Here is a 23,052-nt window from a genome sequence, read left to right as displayed (position 1 = left end):
ACCTGTACCCCGCATGTTTGATTTCTCTGAACCCTTGAATGAGGCTTTCGCCCCTGGTGGTGCTTTGGCCCGACGACTACCCGGGTTCAGTGCACGCGAATCGCAAATTGAAATGGCACAGGCGGTTGGCAATGCAATTGAAACTCAAAGTGCTTTGGTGGTAGAAGCAGGCACTGGCACGGGGAAAACCTTTGCCTACGTGGTGCCCGCCTTGCTTTCAGGGCGAAGGGTTTTGTTGTCTACAGCCACCAAAACTTTGCAGGATCAACTTTTTAACAAGGATCTACCGCTGGTTCGCGAGGCCTTGGGTGTGCCTGTCAATGTGGCGTTGTTGAAAGGTCGCCAAAATTATGTGTGCCATTTTCACTTGGAGCGTGCGCTCAAAGAGGCGCGTTTGCCGTCTCCCCGCGAAGTGGACCATCTTCAAAAAGTAAAAATATTTGCCGGCCGCACCCACACTGGCGACCGGGCTGATTGCGCCGGGGTGCCCGACGACTCAGCTGTGTGGAGCTGGGTCACTTCCAACAAAGACAACTGCCTGGGCAGCGAATGCCCCAACGCTTCTGAATGCTTCGTGAACAAAGCCCGCCGCGATGCGCTGGACGCCGAGGTTGTGGTTGTGAATCACCATTTGTTTCTGGCGGACCTTGCGCTTAAGGAAGAAGGAATTGCAGAGTTGCTTCCGGCTTGCGATGTGATCGTATTTGACGAAGCGCACCAGCTGCCCGACATTGCAACCAGCTTGCTAGGGCAGGCCATATCGACGGCCCAGTGCCAGGAATTTTTGCGTGACGTCCTGATTGAGGGTCGAACTTCCAGTGCAGATGCTGGCGATTGGGATGCGGTGCTTCGCCCCATGGAGTTGGCCCTCAAGGAAATTCGGCGAATAGTGGGTACTGAAATTGATTCTGCACGTTTTACGCATGCCCAGTTTTTGGCCTTGAATGGCGTTGCCGCGGTTTGCGCAGACTTCGAAAACCGCCTGGAAGGCTTGATAGAAATGATCAGCCCCCTGTCGGTTCGCAATGAATCGTGGGTAAAGCTAATGGGGCGAGCCAGTGAGTTGTGCCTGCGCTGGCAAGACTGGTTTTCCCCAGCAACAGCACAGACTGACGAGCAGTCGGTGCGTTGGGTGAGTGTTTCAACCCATGTGGTGCAGTTTTGTGATTCGCCGCTGGATGTGTCCAATGCATTTGCCAAGCTTTACGCTGAGCAGCCCAAGGCGTGGGTTTTTACCAGTGCAACCTTGAGTATTAAAGAAAGCTTGCAGCACTTTACCTTGCAGGTGGGGCTCGATGATTGCCAGCAGTTGTTGTTGCCAAGCCCGTTCGATTATGAATCGCAAGCGTTGCTGTGTGTACCCGACAATTTGCCTTTTCCCAATGAACCACAATTCAGCAAAAAACTATGTGATGCGGTGTGGCCGCTGTTACAAGCCAGTCAGGGGGGAGTATTTTTCCTGTGTACCAGCCACCGTGCGGTGAAGCAGGTTGGCGAGTACCTGCGAGAGCGTATCGAGAAAGACGAACTGGATTGGAGTTTGTTGGTGCAGGGCGAGGCCTCCAGGGCTGAATTGCTGGATCAGTTCAGGGTATTGAACAATCCGGTTTTGGTGGGTGCAGCCAGTTTTTGGGAAGGTGTGGATATTCGGGGTGATGGGCTGCGCTTGGTTATTATTGACAAGCTGCCGTTTGCGCCACCCGATGACCCGGTTTTTCAAGCCAAAAGCGAGTTGATTAAAAACCGTGGTGGCAATGCGTTCCAGGATTTGTCCCTGCCCGACGCGGCGATTGCCCTGAAGCAGGGTGCAGGCCGTTTGATCCGGGATGAAACCGATTGGGGCGTTTTGTTGATTGGCGATCGCCGCTTGGTTGAAAAAGGGTATGGGAAGCTGCTTTGGCGAAGTTTGCCCCCGTTTAAGCGCACTCGAGAATTGAGGGTGGCGATTGAGTTTATGCGGGAGAAGCGCTTGAAATAGCGATTCAAGACAATCATCAGAAACAAAAAAGGATCCTTGAAGGATCCTTTTTTATTCGACTGACAAACACTTTAGTCTTTCCAGACCTGCCACCATTTGGCTTCCGCTTTTTCCTTCTCGGGAAGATCCATATTCCAATAGGGGCTGTCTTTGAAGTTCAGGTTGATCACACGTTTGGTGTCTGCCGCCAGGGCGGTCATGTTCAGTTTCTCATAGCTGCGCAGGCTGATAAACAGTGCTTCTTCAATCGACGGGGTTTGTTCGAACCGACGCACTACTTCTTGAGCGCGGTTAACTGCCGCCAGGTACGCGCCACGCTTGTAGTAGTAACGGGCCACATGCAATTCGTTTTGTGCAAGTGCATTCACCAGGTACTGCAAGCGTGATTTGCTGTCTTCGTAGTATTTGCTGTCAGGAAAGCGGCTTACCACTTCTTTGAATGCATCAAATGCAGCGCGGGTGCCTTTGGGGTCACGGGCGCTTTGATCTTCACCCGACAACAATGCAAAAATGCCTTTGTCTTCGTTGAAACTGATCAAGCCGCGCAAGTAATAGACATAATCAAGATTCTGGTGGTTTGGGTACAGCTTGATGAAGCGATCAGTTGCAGCCAATGCCTGGGCATTGTCACCCGCCTTGTAGTAAGCAAACGCCGTATCAATTTGCGCCTGCTGTGCAAAACGCCCGTATGGGTAGCGTGCTTCCAGCTTTTCAAGCAATTCAATACCGCGCTCGTAATTGCCAACGTCGATTTCAGCCTTGGCTTCTTCGTACAGACGGGCAGGGCTCCAGCCCTCGGTTTCATCGAATTGTTTTGCCGAGCCGCATGCGGCCAGCGCGAAAATCAACGCGGGGATCAGGAATAACTGCGATAATGTGCGCAGCCAAGTGGTGCGCGGGGCCAATGTGGTTTTGTTCATGTGATTTCGAAACCCGAAGTGTCCCTGTTTGATCATCAATGGTTTTCCATTATATCGGGCAAAGCCCGTGCCGCCCACCGGCGGCATACTCAATTGAAAGATTCGATTTTAATTTATGACGTCCCAAATTCAAGCCGACGCGGAAAACGCACAACCCGATCAACCGTTACAAGCCAGAGTGCCCATGGAATTGGGAGGTTCTCGCTTGGACAAAGTGATTGCCGAGTTGTTCCCGCAGTACTCGCGTTCCCGCCTGCAGGGCTGGTTGAAAGAGGAAAGGGTGCTGGTCAATGGCGTGGCCGCAGCCAAGGGCAATCAGAAAGTACAGGGCATGGATCGGATTGAGTTAAGCCCTGGGGTTTTGGCCCACATGCAGGCTTTGATCCCCGAGGACATGAACCTGGATATTGTGGCCCGCACCAATGAATACACGGTGGTCAACAAACAGGCCGGCCTGGTGGTTCATCCAGCACCTGGGCACTGGACAGGTACTTTGATGAATGGCCTGTATCACCTGGACCCGGGTTTGATACATGTGCCAAGGGCGGGGATTGTGCACCGCCTGGACGCAGACACCACCGGTTTGATGGTCGTGGCCCGCACCGCTGAAACCCAGGTAAAACTGGTTCAAATGTTGCAAGCCCGCATTGTAAAGCGGGTTTACCTGGCCATGGTGTGGGGCCGAATTTCGAACCCTTTGACTGTGAATAATCCCCTGGGCCGCGACCCGCGCAATCGCCTGCGTATGGCGGTGGTTGATCACGGTAAGCCCGCTGTAACCCACTTTACCCCAGTTGCTTTTGGTGAGCTTCTTGAAGTGCCTGTCACCTTGATGGTGTGCCGTCTTGAAACCGGGCGTACCCATCAAATTCGTGTGCATGCCCAGCATGCCGGTTTTGCTTTGGTGGCCGACCCGGTTTACAAAATCAAAGGCGCTGGCAGTCACTCTGCCTTGCGACTTTCCTCGATTGAACTGCCCAATGGCGAGAAGTTCGAGCGCCAAGCCCTGCATGCAACACACCTGAGCTTTCCAGATCCGGCTTATTTTCATGTGCAAGGAGCTGATGAAGCGGCTGAGGATTGGGACGAAAGCCTTGGAAATCATGAATGGCCCGAGTATGTAGCCAAGGCCCCCGAGGATTTGCGCTTGTTGGGTGAAATGGCTGGCATTGATTTCCACAGCGACGACGTAGAAGAGGCGGTATTGGAGGAAGCTCACCAACACAAGGCCTCGGTGCTGGTGCGTTTTGATGATGACGACGACCTTGAAGAAATTGAATAAAGAAATTCCTGTCTCCCAGCTTGGCCCAGATTGGAAGGGTGTCAAGGTACTGGTGACAGAAACCGGATTTGATAATCCACAGGGTAACGCCAATCCTTATGGTTTCAATTTGGGTACACATGTCGGGGATAGCCTGACCCATGTTCAAGCTCGGCGCAGTTTAGTTGAAAAGGAAATGGGTGCTCCGGTTGTGTGGTTAAACCAGGTACATGGTTGCGAGGTGTTCGAGGCGAGGCTTGCAAGCGATGCGATGTCATCTGGCACAACACCACCGGTGGCAGATGCTTCAGTCAGTGTTAGTTGCAACCTGGCCTTGGCGATCATGACCGCAGACTGTTTGCCCGTCGTTTTTGTGGCCTTCAGCAACTCTGGCAAAGCACTGGGGGTTGCAGCAGCCCATGCTGGCTGGCGAGGCTTGCATGCAGGTGTTTTACTGGCAAGCGCGAGGGCATTAAGCCAGGCCTGCGGGGTTCCTCTAATGCAAATCAAGGCCTGGATGGGACCTGCCATTGGCCCACACTCTTTTGAAGTTGGGGCGGAGGTGTTCCATGCCTTTGTTCAGCAAAGTCCCAATGCAATTGAGTGCTTCAAGCCAGGCGACAAATCCGGGAAATACTTGGCCGACCTGTATGCACTGGCCCGGCTTGCACTGCGCGAATTGGGTAATTCCAACATTGAAGGCGGCGGCTGGGACACGGTCACCGATCCGCGCTGGTTTTCTCATCGGCGGGGGCAACAGCAGGGGGTTCAGTCTGGGCGTTTTGCAACGCTAATTCGGCTTCTTCCTGAGCACGCCGCTTGAGTCTTCTTGACTTCGTTCCCATCAAATAGGCCAGCACGGCACAGGGCAGTGCCCCGTAAAAAAGGAATGTGACAATTCCAGCCACGAAGTTTGTCTCTGTAGCCGCCATCAGGGTGACTACATACATCCAGCCAATAATAACGATGTACATCTTTGTGAACTCAAGGGTGAAGCGAATACACTGGAGATGGTGCATTAAATTGGGCTGATCAGCAAACAGAAAGGGTCAGAGGCATACAATTATTTGACAAGTCAAAATGTTGCGGTGCACAATATCGCAAAGGCCGACGAGCCAAGGGAGCATATTGCCCCCACAAAGGAGAGGAAGGTGAACAAACAAATACCAGACTTCAACGAAGTCTTTGGTCTGCTATTGCCTGTTGCTGAACAAATGCAGCAGCAAATGCAGGCCCAGTTTCAACAAGCCATGGGCGCCTTTGGTCAATTGGGGCCGTTGCCCGGTCTGCAGGCCGCTGCACCTTTACAAAACGCCACCATGGGTGCAATTCAGCCTTTCATGAATTCCATCATGGGGGCTTGTCAGGCAGCGCTCACCCAAATTCCGGTTCATTCGCTGGGGCAAATTCAAGCCGAGTATGCAGCCGAGTTGTCGGCATTGATGGCCTCTGCTTTTTCCAGTTTGCCCAATTCCGATTCCAAAACAAAGCAGCCAGTTCCGCTGGACTGCTGGATTCAAGGCGACAAGCGTTTTGCTTCAGCCGATTGGCACGACCATGGCGTCTATGAGTTTACCGCTGCCATGTATTCGCTAAATGCCCGCTTTACGAAACGAATTGTTGAGTTGGTGCCCGACAGCAGCCCTGAAAAACGAAAGGTGGAGTACGCGGTTGAGCAATTTGTAGATGCGCTTAGCCCATCCAATTTTTTTGTGACCAATCCCGAAGCACAAAAGAAACTGCTTGAAACCAAAGGTGAAAGCCTGACGCAGGCCATTCAAAACCTGATGGCAGACATGCAGAAAGGCCGCATTTCCCAAACCGACGAAAGTGCTTTTGAAGTGGGTGTGAATGTGGCCACCGCGCCGGGCGATGTGGTGTTTGAATGCGAATACTTTCAGCTTTTGCAATACAAGCCCGCCACCGAAAAAGTGGGCAAACAGCCCATGTTGTTTGTACCCCCGTGCATCAACAAGTACTACATTCTCGATCTTCAGCCCAGCAATTCACTGGTGAATTTTGTGGTGGAGCAAGGCCACACCTTGTTCCTGGTGTCTTGGAAAAACCCCACGGAAGCGGACGGACATTTTACGTGGGATGGCTATGTCGAAGATGGCGTGATCAAAGCCATTGAAGTGGTCAAGGCCATTTCCAAGCAGCCCAAGCTGAATGTGTTGGGGTTTTGTGTGGGTGGCACACTTCTGGCAACAGCACTGTCAACCTTGGCCAATCGTGGTGATGACAGTGTGAACAGTGTCACTTTTTTGACCACTTTGCTGGATTTCACTGACACAGGTGCCTTGGGTGTGTTTGTTGATGAAGAGCAGGTAAAAGCGCGAGAGGAAAGTATCGGTAAGGGTGGCGTAATGCCTGGAAAAGATTTATCCAGTGCATTTTCTTCCTTGCGCCCGAACGATTTGATTTGGAACTATGTGGTGAACAATTACCTGAAAGGTGAAAAGCCACCTGTGTTCGATTTGTTGTACTGGAACAGTGACAGCACCAATCTACCCGGCCCCATGTTTGCCTGGTATCTGCGCAACACTTACCTGGAAAACAAGGTGTGCCAACCCGGAAAGGCACTGGTGTGTGGCATGCCTGTTGATTTGGGTTTGATCGATGTGCCTGTTTACATTTTGGCAACTCGGGAAGACCACATTGTGCCGTGGACCAGTGCATTTCAAACTAGTCATTTGGTGGGTGGTGAATCCCGTTTTGTGTTGGGTGCAAGTGGGCACATTGCCGGTGTGATCAATCCGGCGAATAAAAACAAGCGGAATTACTGGGTGTGTGAAGGCGAAATCCCTGAAACACCTGAACAGTGGTTCAAGAAAGCGAAAGAAGTACCTGGCAGCTGGTGGAATGATTGGGCGCAGTGGCTTGAGCCCATGAAAGGTGGCGAAGTAAAAGCGCCCGCCAAGCCTGGCAATGCGAAATACAAACCGATTGAGCCCGCACCTGGACGATACGTCAAACAGCGAGCCGTATAAAAACCTGTAAGGAGAGTTGACATGACTGAAGTGGTAATTGTGGCTGCGGGCCGAACCGCACTGGGCAAGTTTGGTGGATCACTTGCAAAAATTTCTGCGCCAGAATTGGGTGCACACGTGATTAAAGGTTTGCTTGATAAAACAGGCGTGAAAGGCGAGCAAATTTCCGAAGTGATTTTGGGTCAGGTGCTTACAGCGGGCTCGGGCCAAAACCCGGCACGCCAGGCGGTGATCAAGGCTGGTTTGCCAGTGGGCGTGCCCGCCCTGACGATCAACAAGGTGTGTGGTTCTGGCCTGAAGGCCGTGATGCTGGGTGCTCAGGCGATTGCCTGCGGCGACGCTGAAATTGTGATTGCCGGTGGACAGGAAAACATGAGCGCTGCACCCCATGTGATGATGGGCAGCCGCGATGGCTTCCGCATGGGCGATGCCAAGCTGGTCGACAGCATGATTGTGGATGGCCTGTGGGACGTGTACAACCAATACCACATGGGCATTACTGCCGAGAATGTGGCCGAGAAGTACGGCATCAACCGTGCCGAGCAAGACGAGTTCGCGGTCAAAAGCCAGAACAAGGCCGAGGCTGCGATTAAGGCTGGTCGTTTCAAGGACGAAATTTTCCCGCTGAGTATTCCGCAGCGCAAAGGCGACCCCTTGGTGTTTGACACCGACGAGTTTCCGCGCTTAGGCGCCACCTTGGACAATATGACAGCCTTGAAACCCGCTTTCAAGAAAGAGGGCAGCGTGACCGCAGCGAATGCCTCTGGTTTGAATGATGGCGCCGCCGCCGTAATGTTGATGAGCGCAGCGAAAGCCAAGGAGTTGGGTTTGCCCGTGTTGGCCAAAATACAGGCCTACGCCAGTGCTGGCCTGGACCCCACAATCATGGGTATGGGGCCTGTTCCTGCTTCCAAAAAATGTTTGGAAAAAGCGGGTTGGACAGCGGCCGACCTGGACCTGATGGAGATCAACGAAGCCTTTGCTGCACAGGCCTGTGCAGTGAACAAGGAAATGGGCTGGGATACTGCCAAGATCAATGTGAACGGCGGTGCGATCGCGCTGGGCCACCCAATTGGTGCGTCAGGTTGCCGTGTGCTGGTCAGTTTGATCCATGAAATGAACAAGCGTGATGCCAAGAAAGGTCTGGCCTCTTTGTGCATCGGCGGTGGCATGGGTGTGGCTTTGGCCGTGTCGCGATAAAGCGCGGAATTTAAATCAATACAAATAGAGAAGGAATGTGAATCATGAGTGAACCAAAAGTAGCGTATGTAACAGGTGGTATGGGCGGCATTGGAACGGCCATTTGCAAGAAACTGTGTGAGCAGGGCTACCGCGTGATTGCCGGTTGTGGTCCCAATTCACCGCGCAAGGAAAAATGGTTGGGCGAAATGCGCAGCGCAGGATATGAGGTGTATGCCAGTGAAGGCAACGTGGCCGATTGGGACAGCACTGTAACTGCGTTTGAAAAAGTGCGTGCTGAGCACGGCACCGTGTCTATTTTGGTGAACAACGCGGGTATTACCCGCGACGGCACCTTTGTGAAAATGAGCCGCGATGATTGGTCTGCCGTGATCGACACCAATTTGAATTCGCTGTTTAACGTGACCAAGCAGGTGATTGGTGGCATGGTTGAACAGGGTTTTGGCCGCATCATCAATATTTCGTCAGTGAATGGCCAGAAGGGGCAGTTTGGTCAAACCAACTATTCCACAGCCAAGGCAGGTTTGCGCGGCTTTACCATGGCACTGGCTCAGGAGGTGGCATCCAAGGGCGTCACCGTGAACACCGTTTCTCCCGGTTACATCGGCACTGACATGGTTCGCGCCATTCGCCCCGATGTGCTCGAAAAAATCGTGAACACCATTCCAGTCAAGCGTTTGGGCACGCCTGAGGAAATCGCATCCATTTGTGCCTGGTTGGCCTCTGAAGACTCTGGTTTTTCAACCGGTGCCGACTTTTCACTGAACGGTGGTTTGCACATGGGTTAATGCTTGGTGCATTTTCGGCAACCAAGTGCCAAAAAGGCGGTATGATGTTGCACTGCACGTTGAAAAAGCGTGCAGTGCTTTGTTTTTTGTAAGTGCTTGTTTGTGCTGGGTTGTTTGGCAACCTGTAACACTGGGGCACTGGCATCCAGACCACCCACCCACGCAGGTGCGGCGGCGTATAACACCACAAAAAAGAGATGAGAGGCATGGCTGAAGCAACACGACTGATAAAGAAATATCCGAACCGACGCTTGTACGACACACAAACCAGCAGTTACATCACCTTGGGCGATGTGAAGCTATTGGTGCTGGAAAACGAAGGCTTTCAAGTCGTGGATGCGAAAAGTGGTGAAGACTTAACCCGAAGTATTTTGCTCCAGATCATTCTGGAGGAAGAAACAGCGGGTGTTCCCATTTTCACTTCACCCATGCTTTCGCAGATCATTCGGTTTTACGGCAATGCGATGCAGGGCATCATGGGCACCTTTCTTGAAAAGAACCTGCAAGCGTTCATGGACATTCAGAACAGTTTTCAGGATCAAGGCAAGAACGTTGCGGATGGTAGCCAGTTTGCCAACCCGGAATTGTGGTCACAGTTCATGAGCGTTCAAACGCCCGTCATTCAAAGCATGATGAGCAACTACATTGAACAAAGCAAAAACATGTTTGTGCAAATGCAGGACCAGTTTCAAAACCAAACCCGCAGCATGTTCACAAACTTTGGATTTCCCAACCCGGGCGAGTTTCCTGGCATGAGCGGGATGCCAGGCATGCCTGGTATGCCTGGTGCCACCAAAGCAAAGCCGGACCCTACAAAAAAGTAATACCTGACCATGCAAGACGACACCTTCTCTGCCAAGCGCCCACCGAGTGTGGGCTTTGTTTCTTTGGGTTGCCCAAAGGCCCTTGTGGATTCCGAGCGAATTCTGACCCAACTGAAAGTAGAGGGGTACAACGTGTCCGCGTCCTATGAAGGTGCAGACCTGATCGTTGTGAATACCTGCGGTTTTATTGACAGCGCCGTACAAGAAAGCCTGGATGCAATTGGTGAAGCCATGCATGCCAATGGCAAGGTGATTGTGACTGGTTGCCTGGGCGCCAAAAACGGCAACGAAGGCAAGGACATGATTACCAAACTGCACCCCAAGGTATTGGCGGTGACTGGCCCACATGCCACAGAGGAAGTGATGCAGGCAGTGCACATTCACCTGCCCAAACCACACGACCCCTTCATTGATTTAGTACCCGACCATGGCGTGAAGCTAACCCCAAAGCACTACGCCTACCTGAAAATTTCAGAGGGCTGTAATCACCGTTGTACCTTCTGCATCATCCCAAGCATGCGAGGCGATTTGGTGTCCCGCCCAATCGGTGAAGTAATTCGTGAAGCGGAAAGCCTGAAAAAAGCGGGTGTGAAGGAATTGCTGGTGGTGAGCCAAGACACATCGGCCTACGGTGTTGATTTGAAATATCGCACCGACTTTGTGAATGGTCGCCCCGTAAAAACACAGTTTCAGCAACTGGCCGAAGAGTTGGGCGAGTTGGGCATTTGGGTGCGCATGCACTACGTGTACCCATACCCCCACGTGGACCGCGTGGTGCCATTGATGGCAGAAGGCAAAATTTTGCCTTACCTGGACATTCCATTCCAACATTCACATCCTGATGTATTGAAGCGCATGAAGCGCCCAGCCAGTGGAGAGCGCAACATCGAGCGCATTCGCGCCTGGCGTAACACCTGCCCCGACATCACCTTGCGCAGCACCTTCATTACAGGTTTCCCTGGTGAAACCGAGGATGAGTTCAAGCACTTGCTTGATTTCATCGAAGAGGCACAACTGGACCGTGTGGGCGTGTTTGCTTACTCGCCTGTCGATGGTGCGGTTGCGAATGCCCTTGATAACCCAGTGCCTGAAGAAGTGAAAGAAGAGCGCCGTGCGCGTTTGATGGCCTTGCAGGAGAAGATTTCGCTGAGCCGCAACGAAGCCAAGTTGGGCAAAGTGATGCAAGTGTTGGTCGATGAAACCGACGAAGAGGGCATTGTGGCGCGCAGCAAAGCCGATGCCCCTGAAATTGATGGCAATGTGTTTATACCCATGCCAGAGAACCAGACCCAGCAACCCAAGCCGGGCGACTTTATTAATGTGCTGATTGATGATTGTGATGAACACGACCTTTGGGGCAGAATCGCATAACTGAATCATTTAGCTGAATCGTTTAATAAAAAAATGGAGATAGAGCAATGACGCGTGAAGTGGTAGTGGTAGCCGGTGTACGCACCGCAGTGGGCGACTTTGGTGGAAGTTTGAAAGACTTTTCCCCAACGCAGTTGGGCGCCATGGTGGTGAAGGAAGTGGTTGCGCGCGCAGGTGTAAGCGCTGACCAGGTGGGCCATGTGGTGTTTGGGCATGTGGTGAATTCTGAGCCACGTGACATGTATTTGTCGCGTGTTGCTGCCATTGAAGGTGGTCTGGACAAATCCACGCCAGCGCTCACGCTGAACCGCCTGTGTGGTTCTGGCCTGCAAGCCATTGTGACTGCAGCGCAAAGCATTATGCTGGGCGACGCGGATGTGGCCATTGGTGGTGGTGCTGAAAGCATGAGCAAAGCCCCCTACATTTTGCCCGCCGCCCGTTGGGGTGCACGCATGGGCGACATGAAAGGCATCGACATGATGGTGGGCGCTTTGCACGACCCATTTCATGTGATTCACATGGGCGTGACTGCGGAAAACGTGGCCAAGGAATTCAATGTAAGCCGTGAAGACCAGGACGCTTTGGCAGTTGAAAGCCACAAGCGTGCAGCCAATGCGATTGCCAATGGTTATTTCAAAGAGCAGATTTTGCCGATTGAAATCAAGAGCAAGAAAGGCCCGGTGATGTTTGACACCGATGAGCATGTTCGAGGTGACGCCACGGTAGAAGGCATGGCCAAACTAAAAACTGTGTTCCAGAAAGACGGTACTGTAACTGCTGGCAATGCTTCTGGTTTGAACGACGGTGCAGGCGCAGTGCTGTTGATGGAACGCAGCGCGGCTGAAAAAGCGGGCAAGAAGCCCATGGCCCGTTTGGTGGCGTATGCCAACACCGGCGTAGAGCCAACCATCATGGGTATTGGCCCAGTGTCAGCAACCAAAAAAGCCTTGGCCAAAGCGGGCTTGAAAATTGAAGACATGGACGTGATCGAAGCCAACGAGGCTTTTGCGGCGCAGGCTTGTGCCGTGACCAAAGAATTGGGCATGGACCCAGCCAAGGTCAACCCAAATGGTTCAGGTATTTCAATTGGTCACCCCATTGGCGCAACCGGCGCAATCATTACCGTGAAAGCCCTGTATGAATTGCAGCGTATTCAAGGTCGTTATGCACTGGTGACCATGTGTATTGGTGGTGGTCAGGGTATTGCTGCGATATTTGAGCGGATGTAAGTTGCTGATGTAGTTCACAAAAAAGGCATTTGAAATTCAAATGCCTTTTTCATTGTTGATTTGTTCAAACCGAATCTGGGTCTACTGGCGCATTCACGCTCATCGCGTTTATGGTTGCAGTGTCCCAAGTCAGCCCATCGGAAAAAATAATTTTGTCCAACGCATTTGCTCCTCCAGCAAAATGACTGACGATCTGAACATGGTCGCTGATTGAGTTTTTCTGCTGCACATACAAAGAGCCGTTGTAACGCAGCAAGTTAACCTCCGTACTATTCATGTTGCCGAGAATCAATGTTTCTGTTGCGTTGCCGCCAAAGGCTTCATTGACGTACACCGTATCTCGGCCATCCCCTTTGTTGAACGTAAACGTGTCGTGTCCGTTGCCACCATAAAGTAAGTCGTTGCCAGTGCCGCCCGAAATGCGATCACTTCCATCACCTCCGTAAATAGTATCTGAGCCAGCATCACCAAACAGTTGATCATTTCCGGCTTTTCCATCGATTAAATCATTTCCGCTCAAGCCCCGAACCACGTCAGCGCTTGAGAAGGCAATGATGGTGTCCGACCCGTTGCTGGCCTTAAGTGACATGGTGCGAATGGTACTGGCATTCCATTGCACTCCATCCGAAGTTTTGATCAAGTCGAGTGAATCTGTATTAAAACCTTCATCGACGAAATGACTCGAAACCCGAACCTCATCCGTAGAATTTACTGAATTGGTAATTACCAAATCATCATAGACTCGTCGCAAAGTCAGCTGCGCGGATGATAGATCAGTAAAGCTCAGGGTGTCGAAATCTTCTGGATTTGTAGAGTAAGAGGTCGCGATAATTGCATCTTTTCCATCACCAGCTTTTACGATGAAAGTGTCTGAGCCTTCCCCACCAGTCATGATGTCTGTGCCTGTTCCACCCTGAATCGTGTCGTTGCCTTCGTTGCCTTCAAGGGTGTCTGCACCTGCGTTGCCCCAAATAAAATCGTCACCTTCATTGCCATACACAAAGTCATTGCCAATGCCACCAAAAATGGTGTCATTGCCGAAGTTGCCAGAAATTGAATCGTTACCAGCACCACCAGTCAGGTGGTCATTGTCATACCCACCATAAATTTGGTCGTTTCCATCGCCGGCATCTATGGTGTTGGGTGTATCAAACCCTTCAATCAAATCATTGTTCACCGTTCCTTTCAGTGCTTCTGCATTTATTCTCTCCGTGTTCCAAATTGAACCATCCGCGAATTGAATTCGGTCCAGCGAGTAATTCGAGACCATGTCGCCGTAGTAAAAATGATTCTCCACGGTGATTTGATCACCGGAATTATTCTTGAACTGAATACTCAAGTTGCCGTATTCCCGGCGAAGCACAATATCATTCTGGTTAATGTTGACCAGTCGAAGTGTGTTAGTTCCCGACGTGTCGCCATTGGCAATTACATCGTGCCCATGGTTTTGGTAGTACAGGTAAGTGTTGTTACCTTCCTCTCCCATCAAGCGATCGTCGCCTGCAGAACCTTCCAGCACGTCGTTCCCAAGCCCGCCGTACAGCGTGTCATTGCCAGCATCGCCACGCAAGGTGTCGTCTCCATCGCCGCCATGGAGTTCATCATGGTGCTCGCCACCGTACAGTTTGTCGTTGCCACTTCCACCATCCAGATAGTCGTTGCCGTTTTGTCCATACAGGGTGTCTGCGCCCGCTTTGCCAGTGATCAAATCGTTTCCATCGCCGCCATACAAGGTGTCATTGGTGGCGTAGCCTTGAATGTGATCGTTGGCGGTGGTAGCCGCAAGCACAGTGCTGCGAATTGTGGCGGCATTCCAGGTTACGCCATCTGCAAAAACGATGGAATCGATTGCGGCTGCACCTGCATCCACTTGGGCAAAGTGGCTTGACACAGTGATCAGATCGTTCGGACTGCTTTTGATTTGAACCAGCAAATCATCTAGATGGTTTCTGGTCAACACAACATCGGTTGAGTTGGTGTCAATCAGGTGCAGGGTTTCAACTTCTGCAAAACCAGTGCTTGTTCCGCCCAAAACATCAATCGTGTCGCGTCCGTGGCCTTTCCTGAACACATAGGTGTCATTGCCTGCCTCGCCAGCCAAGTAATCGTCACCCACACCACCCGTTAATTTGTCATTGCCTGCGCCTGCATAAATCATGTCATTTTGGTTGTTGCCTGAAAGTGCCTCGGCGGCATTTGTTCCATTCACGGTTCGCGTGTTGTCCGTGTATTGGGTTGCCATACTGCTGAAGGTGCTGCTGGGCATAATGCTGGCATCGGCAAACTGAATGCGGTCAAGGTAATGTTGACCCGCTCCAAACGCATCGAAATGCCCACTGATGCGAATAACATCATTGCTGGATCCTGAAACCTGAATAAGAAGGTCGTTGTACTCTCTGAAAAATTTGACTTGTGAAGGTAGCAGGTCAAGAAGCTTCAGCGTTTCAGTGTTGTTAGTTTCGTTGTAATTTTTGCTAATCACATCTCGGCCATCGCCATTGTGGTAAACGAAAGTGTCACTGCCATTGCCACCCTCAAGATAGTCATCGCCGTGCCCACCCTGCAAGGTATCGGCACCGTCGTCGCCGCAAAGTGAATCCGTACCCGCTTCACCGTACAGCATGTCGTCGCCAATGCCGCCATACAGATGGTCGTGGTCGGTACCGCCATACAGGCTATCGTTGCCACCATCGCCATTCAGAATGTCGTTGCCTGTCAGGCCGCGCAGTGTGTCATTGCCTTCACCACCGCTGATTGTGTCGTCGCCCGCGTTGCCAGCAATGGTGTTTGCAGCCTTTGTGCCGATCAGTATGTCGTTTCCGGCAGTGGGTGCAAGCACCTTGCTTGCAATGGTCGCTTTGGTCCAGACAACACCGTCAGAAAATTCGATTTTACCTAACTCGTAGTTTTGTGAATTCCAGTGATTGAAGTGGTTCTCAATCGTGATTGAACCGCTGTCCGTTCCCTTGAATGTAATTACCAAATTCAGCAGTGATTGCTGTAGCACAACATCGGTGGATTTGATGTTTTTGAGCACCAAGGTGTCATTGGCGGTGCTGCCCGTGTTGCCCACGTGGATGACATCACGACCATCACCTTTAAAGTACCAATAGGTGTCTGCACCTTCCTGGCCTTTGAGTGTGTCGTTGCCTTTCCCACCAATCAATAGATCATTGGCTGTGCCTCCAATCAGTTTGTCATCGCCATCGCCGCCACCCAGAGTAGCTGGACGCGATTGGAAGGCCTGAAGGGTGTCATTGCCTTCACCACCATTTTGCAGCAAAGGCTGCGCTTGGAAGCTCGGGTGATCAAAGTTGTAGACGGTATCGGATGAATCAGAGCCCACAAGCAGATAGCCCACAGGCGCAGCGTTCCAAATGTCTTTGAACTGGGGGTCGTTTGAGTAAATTTGCGCAAGGCCCGTTGAAAGCATGTTGTCCGGGCTGTCTACCGACAAACCAAGTGCTTTCTTGAACAGGGCAACCCATGTAATTTGATCAATTGCCTCGGCGTTAGCAACAAGCTGCTTCAACACCGCCGCAGTCTGGGTCAAATCAAATTCAATCTGGCTCGAAGTTTCATTGAACTTCAGCTTGATTGAATCGAACACTGGCTTGAAGGTGGTTTGCTTCAAAATGTCGTTCGTAACTTGCTGTTGCAGCACGTTAAAGGCCGCAGACAAATTCTGTACGCTCACATTGCCCGGGCGCACTGTGGCCTTGAATGATTCTTCTGGCGTTACCCCCAAGACTTTTTCAATCAAGGTAAGTTCGCGGGTATCCAGCGTTTCCATGTAATCATCACCGGGCAGGTGGTCTACACCAGCCCATTTAAACATCAAGGTGCGGGTGTTGGCATACAATTCCGCTGGTGTAAGTGGGGCTGTGTTTTGTGGCGCAAACAATTTGGCTTCCAATTGTTCAACCCACTGTTTCAGCCCGCCCGTGGTGTCCATCACCATGGCGTTGTGAAGGCTGGGCAGCGTGCCCATGCCTTGCAGGTTGATCATGGCCAGAATATTGTCGGGCACTTCAATTTGAGCCAGTTGAACGGAATCGCTGCGGTTGGTGGCAAACCACACGTCGTGCGCCTCGCGAACCTGCCCATCGGTGGTGGTGTAGCTTGAGGTTTGCAGGTGGTCGTTATCGGCTTCGTTATCGTTCGGTGACCAGAAGTTGTAATCTAGATTAATTGAGGCTACCTTGGCCTGCGCCAGGGTCAGTATTTCGCCTGTATCAACGCTGCCATTTGAATTGCTGTCTTTCCATACCTTCACGGTGTTCCATGCGGTATCGGCGCTGCTGAATTTGCCGTCTTTGTTGTTGTCCAGCGCTTTAAGCGCTTCAAAGCCATTGGCCGCACGCACGCCGTTGACCAGTGTGTTGTCACCAAACAGTTCGCCACCGTTGTCAATTTGACCGTTGCCGTTCAAATCGCGCACCAGTATTCCATCGTCTGCACCAGCCCAACCGGTGGCTTCAGCAAACCCATCGCGGTTGTGGTCGAAGTAAACGGAGGTGTCAGCCATGTTCAGTGTTTCTACACCATCGCCATCCAGGTCGAGAATAATAGGGCAGCTGGATTCGTCGTCGGAATTTTGGTAGATATCAAGTATTTGAGCCAACTCATTTGCTCGAATCAAGCTGGCTTGATAGGACTCGTGAAGTACATTCCCGATAAACTTGCCTGAGGACACTGCTACGGCGGTATTAAAAGCGTAATTGTTGGCAATCAATACTTTCGCTAAGTTCGCCAAGTATTCAAAAGTTGAAGCACCACCCACCTCAACGACGTTTTGACCAAGACCGAACAAAAATATTGGAAATCCATCGCCAATTGTACCTGCCCAGCCCCATCTGGGTAATTCAAGATCTTTAATAGCAACCTGAACATCTTGCTCTATAATAAAAGTAAAATTTGCTTTATTAGTAAGAAAGCTATTAAAAACATTCGTTGCTAGCTCATCTGAAGCCGCTTGAAATCTCTCGCGAGTTATAGGCGCACTCTTTTCCAACAAAGAAAAGTTATTGGTGGCGTTGTAAACAAATTCACTAACGAATGAACCATCATTTGAATTGATTGATGCAGCACTATCTAACCAGTTTGATAGCTTGTTTAGCTGATCAAGATTGCTCTCGTTTGTTTCGGTTGTGATTTTTCCGTCAACAACTGACTTCAGATATCGATATCCTTCTGGAAAATTACCATCTTCAAGATATTTTCTAAGGATTGATTTTTCTTCGTTTGAGATGAGAACATTATTCATTTGTATTTTTTACCTTCATGGAGTCTAGTTTTCTGTTAATTTCTTTGTTGATCATTATCGAATCTGAAAAAAATTCTGATGGTACGAAGTACAACAAATTAATGTCCTTCTCTATTTTTTGCTCTGTTGCAATAGTAAAAGTGTTGTTGCGAAGAACAATTTTTCTTTGATTGTCTGTATAAAAATATTGATATTTTTTTTTGTAAAACTTATCTATAACATCGGATTCTTTAACGATATATGGAGTTTTGTCTTTATCGCTTTCAACGTAGTTTTCTGGATAGCTTAAATAGATTTTTCTGTTTATGAATATGGGAATTAATTCTTCTTTAAAGGGAAATTCTAGGGTTACTACTGGATATTTATCACTCGGTGATAGCACTCTTGGTTTTAGTTCTTTTGGGAAACGATAAGTGCATCCTTCTTCACAAAAATTAGCAGTAACGTCTTTGTATTGTTGTTGTTGCTGCTCGACGGTTTTTTTTGCAGCAAAAAGGATGGAAATAATCATAAAAACAAATAACGCGAATACCAAAAATTTCCTGGAATAAAAAAATTTATTGATGTCTTTTTTAAAAATATGATTTTTCATTTAAAAATCCATTCTTTCAGTAAGATAAGCGACGAACAAAAGCACTTTTATTTTCCAACTAAATCGTTGATCGCTTTAATTGACCAGTTTTCTGATTGCGACTTGCTGTGATGTGCTGGACTTGTGCTTTGGTTGTGGTTTGCTTGACAGCCTGGGCGAGTCGGTCTTGGGCATTGGATGTTCGTCCTTTAAAAAAGCGCACTGTTGCACGCCTGGGTAGAGTATCGGTTTGTTCAGTAAATACAAAAGTGGTCAAGTTAACCCCATTCTTCCGGGTTACACATCACCTCTATTCCCGCTTTGATAAGCGCTCCAAAGCACCTTCAATATTCAATTTCCCGGTCAACTCATGAACCAGCAAGTAAGCCTTATTTGCTGCCCGCAGGTATTCCATTTTCTTCATTTGCAGTTCAGTCAGTTTTTCTTTGGCTTTTGCCAAGTCAAGCGGTGTGGCCAGCTGGTGCTTAATTGCAGTTTCAATGGCCAGTTGTTGTTGTGTGGCTGCGCGGTCTGCCTGTGTATAGGCTTTCCACAAATGGGTGGCACTGTTCAGTTGCCTGTGGGCGGCCTGGGTATCACGCAACACCTGGGCGCTGGTTTTGTTGTAGTCGGCATGCTGCTGGTTCAGGCTGGCTGCTGCTTTTTCAGTTTGTGCCTGGGTAGCAAAACCGTTGAACAAAGGAATGTCCATTTGAATGGCCAGCATGTTTTGTTCAACCCGGTTACCCAGGGTGCTGACTGTTTCTGATTGGCTTTGCGAATATTGGGCCACCAGTTTCAGGGTGGGGTGGTGTTGCCCATTTGCTTTGTTAATTTCCAGAGTAGCGGCTTGCTTGTACAACTGCTGAATTTTCAAGCCCAGGTTGTTCTGAAGCACTTCCTGTTCAAGTTCCTTTTCGTTGTGCAGGGTAGGGGGTATGTTGAATTCAATATCATCAACCCATACCGGAACCACTTCTTGCCCGGTTAGCTGCGAGAGTTCCCACAAGCGCTGCTTCACCGCCTGCTCGGCCTGGCCATGCTCGGCCTGGCGCAGAGCCGCCTCTGATTCTGCGTTGGCAAGTTCCAGTGCGCTGTTTTCACCGTTCATTACACCTTGTTCTACATGTTCTTTTTGAAGCAGGGCTGTTTGTTGTTTGTGTTCGGTCAAGTTCAGCAAAGCCTTGCTTTGTTTGTAGTCCATTAGCTTGGCTAGCCAGTTTTGAATGGTGGTTTGAACAGCCAAAGCATGGCGTAACTCGGCTTCTTGAACGGTGAGTTGAGTTTGCTCAATTTGAATGGAAGCGGGTTTGTTGTAAATACTCTGTTGAAGGGAGATGCTGTTGTTCTGAATGTTTTCGTTCGCATTGCGCTGGTTGGCAAACGGGTTGGATTGCTTGGTATCGCCTACGCCGTTGTATAGCCGCGCGCTGGCTTGGGGAAGCCAGGCTGCTTCGCTTATTTTCAGGTCAGCTTGTGCAACCTGCATTTGCGCCTTGGCCGTGGCTACCTCGGGAGATATTTCAATGGCATATTGCAGCAATTGTTCAACACTTTTTGCGTGTGCTGAAGGCGAAAGTGCCCACCAGCAGCACACAGCTGCCAATAGTTTCAACATGTTTTTCAGCTTGAATGCCATGAAATTAATGCTCCCGCATGGCACTAAATAGCCTGTCTGTAATCGGTTTGAACAGGTACTGCATCAGCGTTTGCTCGCCAGTTACAATCAATAACTCAACCGGCACACCTGCCTGTATGCGGTGTTGTGCAATTTCTTCTAACGCCTTTTGTGTCAGGCGAACATTCACGGGAATGTATGGCATGCCTGTGGTGGGGTTGCTTAACTGGTCTGCGCCTACGCGATTTAAAACACCCTCAACTTCCAGCGTTTGTGCTGTTTTAAGGGCACTGAAACGAACTGTTACCGGCTGTTCGGCTTTTACCTGATCAACCATTGCAGGTTCAAGTTCTGCGCTAATTTCAAGTTCACTGCCATTCGGTGCAATGTCCATGATCGGTGTGTTCGCTGGCATGGCGCTGCCCTGCGTAAATAGCTTTAATCCCAATACCTGGCCAGCCACCGGGCTTTGAATGTTGGTGTGTTGAACAACAAATGCGATGCGCTGAATTTGCTCATCCAGCGCGGCCAGTTCGGCTTGTACATCGGCCAGTACGGTTTGGCTTTCTGTGTGCAGTTGGTTGTGAAGTTGCTGCTTTTTCAGTTTTGCGTTGCGTATGGTGGCATTCAGTTGGCTGATTTGAATTTCATCTTGAGCCAGTGCCACTTCCAGCGCGCTGATTTGGCCTTGCAGTTCTACAAGCCGGTTGGCAGGCATGTAGCCTTTGGCCACCATGTCTGCCATGCCAAGGTGTTGTTGTTTCAACCTTTCCAACTGTTTTTGTTTGCTGCGTTGTGCATTGTTTTGCGCAGTCATGTTGTTTTGGGCGGTGCTGCTTTCCAGTTCAAGCATGCGAATATCGTTTTGCAAGGCCCGTTGGCGGCTCGCGTACAGCATTGCTTCTGCTTCGTGTTGCCGGGTTTGAAACGGGTCAGCGGCTTTGCCCGTGGTTTCAGGCTTCGTGGTGGTGTCGAGATTGTTGCCTGTTTCTTTTTCAAGGCGTTCTGTTTTTGCGATCAGCGCCTGGCGTTGAACCTGAAGCGCGTTCAGTTGGGTTTGGCTGTCAGTGGTGTTCAGGCTGATCAGTGTTTGGCCTTCTTGTACCAGTTGCCCTTCGGTAATCCATATTTTTTCAACCACGCCGCCGTGGGGGTGCACAATGGTTTTACGTTCCCCATGAAAGGTGAGTGTGCCGTTTACCACCACGCCTCTGTCCATGGCCACAAGGCTGCCCCACACCACGAAGCCGATGAAACCGACAATCAGAGTAACAAGGCCTCTGCGGGACACTTTTTTGATGTCGAGTTCGTTATGCATTTTTTACTCTTGTCCGCTGTGTAGGGGGTTGTTGTTGAAGATGTGTGAGTACTTCGTGGGTGTTTCCGTACACGGATACTTCACCGTCGCGAAGAACCAGCAATTTGTTGCACACCCGCAGAATCGATTTTTTGTGGGTTACTACAATGGCAGTGTTGCCGTGTTGTTGATGCTGCACCAGTGCGTTGGCCAAAGCGGCTTCACCTGCTTCATCAAGATGAGCGTTGGGTTCGTCGAGCAGCAACAGTTGTGGCTTTTTGTACAGGGCCCGAGCAAGCCCTATTCGTTGACGCATGCCACCCGATAAGCCTTCGCCCTGTGCACCCAGTGGTGTGTTGTAGCCTTTGGGTAGTTTCAATACAAGTTCGTGTACGCCTGCTGCCATAGCGGCTTGTACGATGTGTTCGTCGTTGTTGTGTTCAAAGCGACCAATATTTTGTGCAACTGTGCCTTCAAACAGTTCAACATGCTGGGCCAGGTAACCTGTCCATGCACCCAGTTGGCTGCGGGGGTATTGTGCAATGTCGGCACCATCAATTTCCAGGCGGCCCTGGGAAATTGGCAGAATGCCTGCCAGTGCATGAAGCAGGCTGGTTTTACCCGACCCACTGGGGCCGATTACACCCACGGTACTTCCCGCAGGTATTTGTAAGAGGATGTTTTTTAAAAGCCATAGGCCTGACAAAGGCGCTGCCAGGTACATGTTGCGGCATTCGATAACAGGTTTGGGTGCGGGCAATTCGGTTAATTCGCGGGTCTGCGGGCTGTTGTTGAGCAATTTATTCAGGCGTTCATACGCCTGGCGTGTACCGGTTAATGCTTTGGCGGCACTGCTTAATATGTCGACCGGGGCAAGTGCCTTGCCTATTAAGATCGAAGCGGCAATCATCATCCCGCCGCTGAGTGATTGATTCAATACCAAATAAGCACCAAGCCCAAGGGCTGCGCTTTGCACAAACATGCGGAAGTATTTGCTGCTGTTCGTCCACACCGAGGAAGCATCGGCAGACTCGGTGTGGTGGGTGGTTTGCTCGTTTTGAATACTCAGCCATTCGGTTTGAACGGTGGGTAGCATTCCCATGGCCTGAATGGAGTTGGCGTTTTGAAGGGTCGAGTTCATGGTGTTCGCACTGAGAATGCCCAGTGCGTTGGTTTGTTCCTCGAAAGGGCGTGTGCTTCGAAGGTGAAGCCAGCTTAATGTGATCGAGATTGCTACGCAGCAAAGTGCCATCAATCCAAACAAGGGGTGAAATGCGAACAGCAATGTGATGTAGAACAACACCCACGGAGTATCGAACAGGGCAATGGCACCCTGGCTGGTCATGAATTGACGAATTGCGGAGAAATCGCGAATGGCTTGCCCGGTGTTGTCTTTTCCCTGCGTTTTTAGGGCACGTTGAAACGCCGCAGTGTGCAGCCTGGCGCTGAATTCCTGTTCAAGAGCATTTCCAATTCGGGTCAGGGTGGCGACGCGGTGGTGTTCCAGCATGCCTGCAAGGATGTAAAGCCCAACAACCAAGGCAGTGAGTGCCAGTAGTGTGGATTGGCTTTGGCTGCTTAATACCCTGTCGTACACCTGCATCATGTAAATGCTGGGTGTAAGTGCCAAAAGGTTAATTGCTGCGCTGAACGCGATTAAAACTTTTAGCCAGCGCCTATGGCCTTGCAGCGCGGTTTTTAGAAGGGACGATGATTCCGGTGTAGGGAGCATGCAACAT

At 50.5% G+C, this 23,052-nt stretch carries 15 protein-coding genes; 9 read left to right on the top strand and 6 right to left on the bottom strand.

Annotated elements, in window-relative coordinates; translation table 11 throughout:
• Positions 1 to 13 precede the first annotated feature (13 nt).
• Positions 14 to 1,978 carry a DNA repair helicase YoaA gene (gene yoaA / locus HKT17_RS09080; RefSeq protein WP_171099503.1) on the top strand — a complete coding sequence of 655 codons (1,965 nt, stop codon included), beginning with the start codon at positions 14 to 16 and terminating at the stop codon, positions 1,976 to 1,978.
• A 71-nt stretch (positions 1,979 to 2,049) separates the two neighbouring features.
• Here yoaA and HKT17_RS09075 read toward each other — a convergent pair whose 3' ends face one another.
• Complete coding sequence (locus HKT17_RS09075) at positions 2,050 to 2,898, bottom strand: outer membrane protein assembly factor BamD (RefSeq protein ID WP_105029895.1); 849 nt, start codon at positions 2,896 to 2,898, stop codon at positions 2,050 to 2,052.
• Positions 2,899 to 3,013: 115 nt separating this feature from the next.
• Between HKT17_RS09075 and HKT17_RS09070 the strand changes: the two genes are divergently transcribed.
• From HKT17_RS09070 to bktB, 8 genes are all read left to right on the top strand, one after another.
• Entirely contained in the window at positions 3,014 to 4,180 is a 1,167-nt protein-coding gene (locus HKT17_RS09070; RefSeq protein WP_171099501.1) for an RluA family pseudouridine synthase, read from the top strand.
• On the top strand, positions 4,149 to 4,982 hold the full coding sequence (gene pgeF / locus HKT17_RS09065; RefSeq protein ID WP_205882404.1) for a peptidoglycan editing factor PgeF: 834 nt from the start codon (positions 4,149 to 4,151) through the stop codon (positions 4,980 to 4,982). Before HKT17_RS09070 ends, pgeF begins: the two co-directional genes overlap by 32 nt.
• Positions 4,983 to 5,310: 328 nt before the next feature.
• Complete coding sequence (locus HKT17_RS09060; RefSeq protein ID WP_371815370.1) at positions 5,311 to 7,149, top strand: PHA/PHB synthase family protein; 1,839 nt, start codon at positions 5,311 to 5,313, stop codon at positions 7,147 to 7,149.
• A gap of 21 nt (positions 7,150 to 7,170) precedes the next feature.
• Complete coding sequence (locus HKT17_RS09055) at positions 7,171 to 8,349, top strand: acetyl-CoA C-acetyltransferase (protein WP_171099499.1); 1,179 nt, start codon at positions 7,171 to 7,173, stop codon at positions 8,347 to 8,349.
• 44 nt (positions 8,350 to 8,393) lie between these two features.
• Entirely contained in the window at positions 8,394 to 9,137 is a 744-nt protein-coding gene (gene phbB / locus HKT17_RS09050; protein ID WP_008248461.1) for an acetoacetyl-CoA reductase, read from the top strand.
• A gap of 206 nt (positions 9,138 to 9,343) precedes the next feature.
• Positions 9,344 to 9,961, top strand: coding sequence for a polyhydroxyalkanoate synthesis repressor PhaR (gene phaR, locus HKT17_RS09045; protein WP_105029321.1), 618 nt, complete (start codon positions 9,344 to 9,346; stop codon positions 9,959 to 9,961).
• A 9-nt stretch (positions 9,962 to 9,970) separates the two neighbouring features.
• Positions 9,971 to 11,332, top strand: a complete 1,362-nt coding sequence (rimO, locus tag HKT17_RS09040; protein ID WP_171099497.1) for a 30S ribosomal protein S12 methylthiotransferase RimO — start codon at positions 9,971 to 9,973, stop codon at positions 11,330 to 11,332.
• 47 nt (positions 11,333 to 11,379) lie between these two features.
• The gene (gene bktB / locus HKT17_RS09035; RefSeq protein ID WP_008248452.1) at positions 11,380 to 12,561 is read left to right on the top strand and encodes a beta-ketothiolase BktB; all 1,182 of its coding nucleotides are present in this window, start codon (positions 11,380 to 11,382) and stop codon (positions 12,559 to 12,561) included.
• Positions 12,562 to 12,625: 64 nt separating this feature from the next.
• Here bktB and HKT17_RS09030 read toward each other — a convergent pair whose 3' ends face one another.
• The 5 genes from HKT17_RS09030 to HKT17_RS09010 form a co-directional block, all read right to left on the bottom strand.
• Positions 12,626 to 17,317: a calcium-binding protein gene (locus HKT17_RS09030; RefSeq protein ID WP_205882403.1), complete on the bottom strand. Its 4,692-nt coding sequence runs from the start codon at positions 17,315 to 17,317 to the stop codon at positions 12,626 to 12,628.
• A 502-nt stretch (positions 17,318 to 17,819) separates the two neighbouring features.
• A complete protein-coding gene (locus HKT17_RS09025; RefSeq protein ID WP_171099493.1) occupies positions 17,820 to 18,419 on the bottom strand; it encodes a hypothetical protein in 600 nt (199 codons plus the stop codon).
• 289 nt (positions 18,420 to 18,708) lie between these two features.
• Positions 18,709 to 20,037 carry a TolC family protein gene (locus HKT17_RS09020; RefSeq protein ID WP_171099491.1) on the bottom strand — a complete coding sequence of 443 codons (1,329 nt, stop codon included), beginning with the start codon at positions 20,035 to 20,037 and terminating at the stop codon, positions 18,709 to 18,711.
• Positions 20,038 to 20,041: 4 nt separating this feature from the next.
• Positions 20,042 to 21,334 (bottom strand): HlyD family type I secretion periplasmic adaptor subunit, encoded by a 1,293-nt coding sequence (locus HKT17_RS09015; RefSeq protein ID WP_171099488.1) that lies wholly within the window; start codon positions 21,332 to 21,334, stop codon positions 20,042 to 20,044.
• Entirely contained in the window at positions 21,327 to 23,045 is a 1,719-nt protein-coding gene (locus HKT17_RS09010; RefSeq protein WP_171099486.1) for a type I secretion system permease/ATPase, read from the bottom strand. Before HKT17_RS09010 ends, HKT17_RS09015 begins: the two co-directional genes overlap by 8 nt.
• Between the last annotated feature and the right edge of the window lie 7 nt (positions 23,046 to 23,052).

This window comes from Limnobacter sp. SAORIC-580, assembly GCF_013004065.1.
GTDB lineage: Bacteria > Pseudomonadota > Gammaproteobacteria > Burkholderiales > Burkholderiaceae_B > Limnobacter > Limnobacter profundi.
This window is presented reverse-complemented; position numbering and strand designations above follow the sequence as displayed.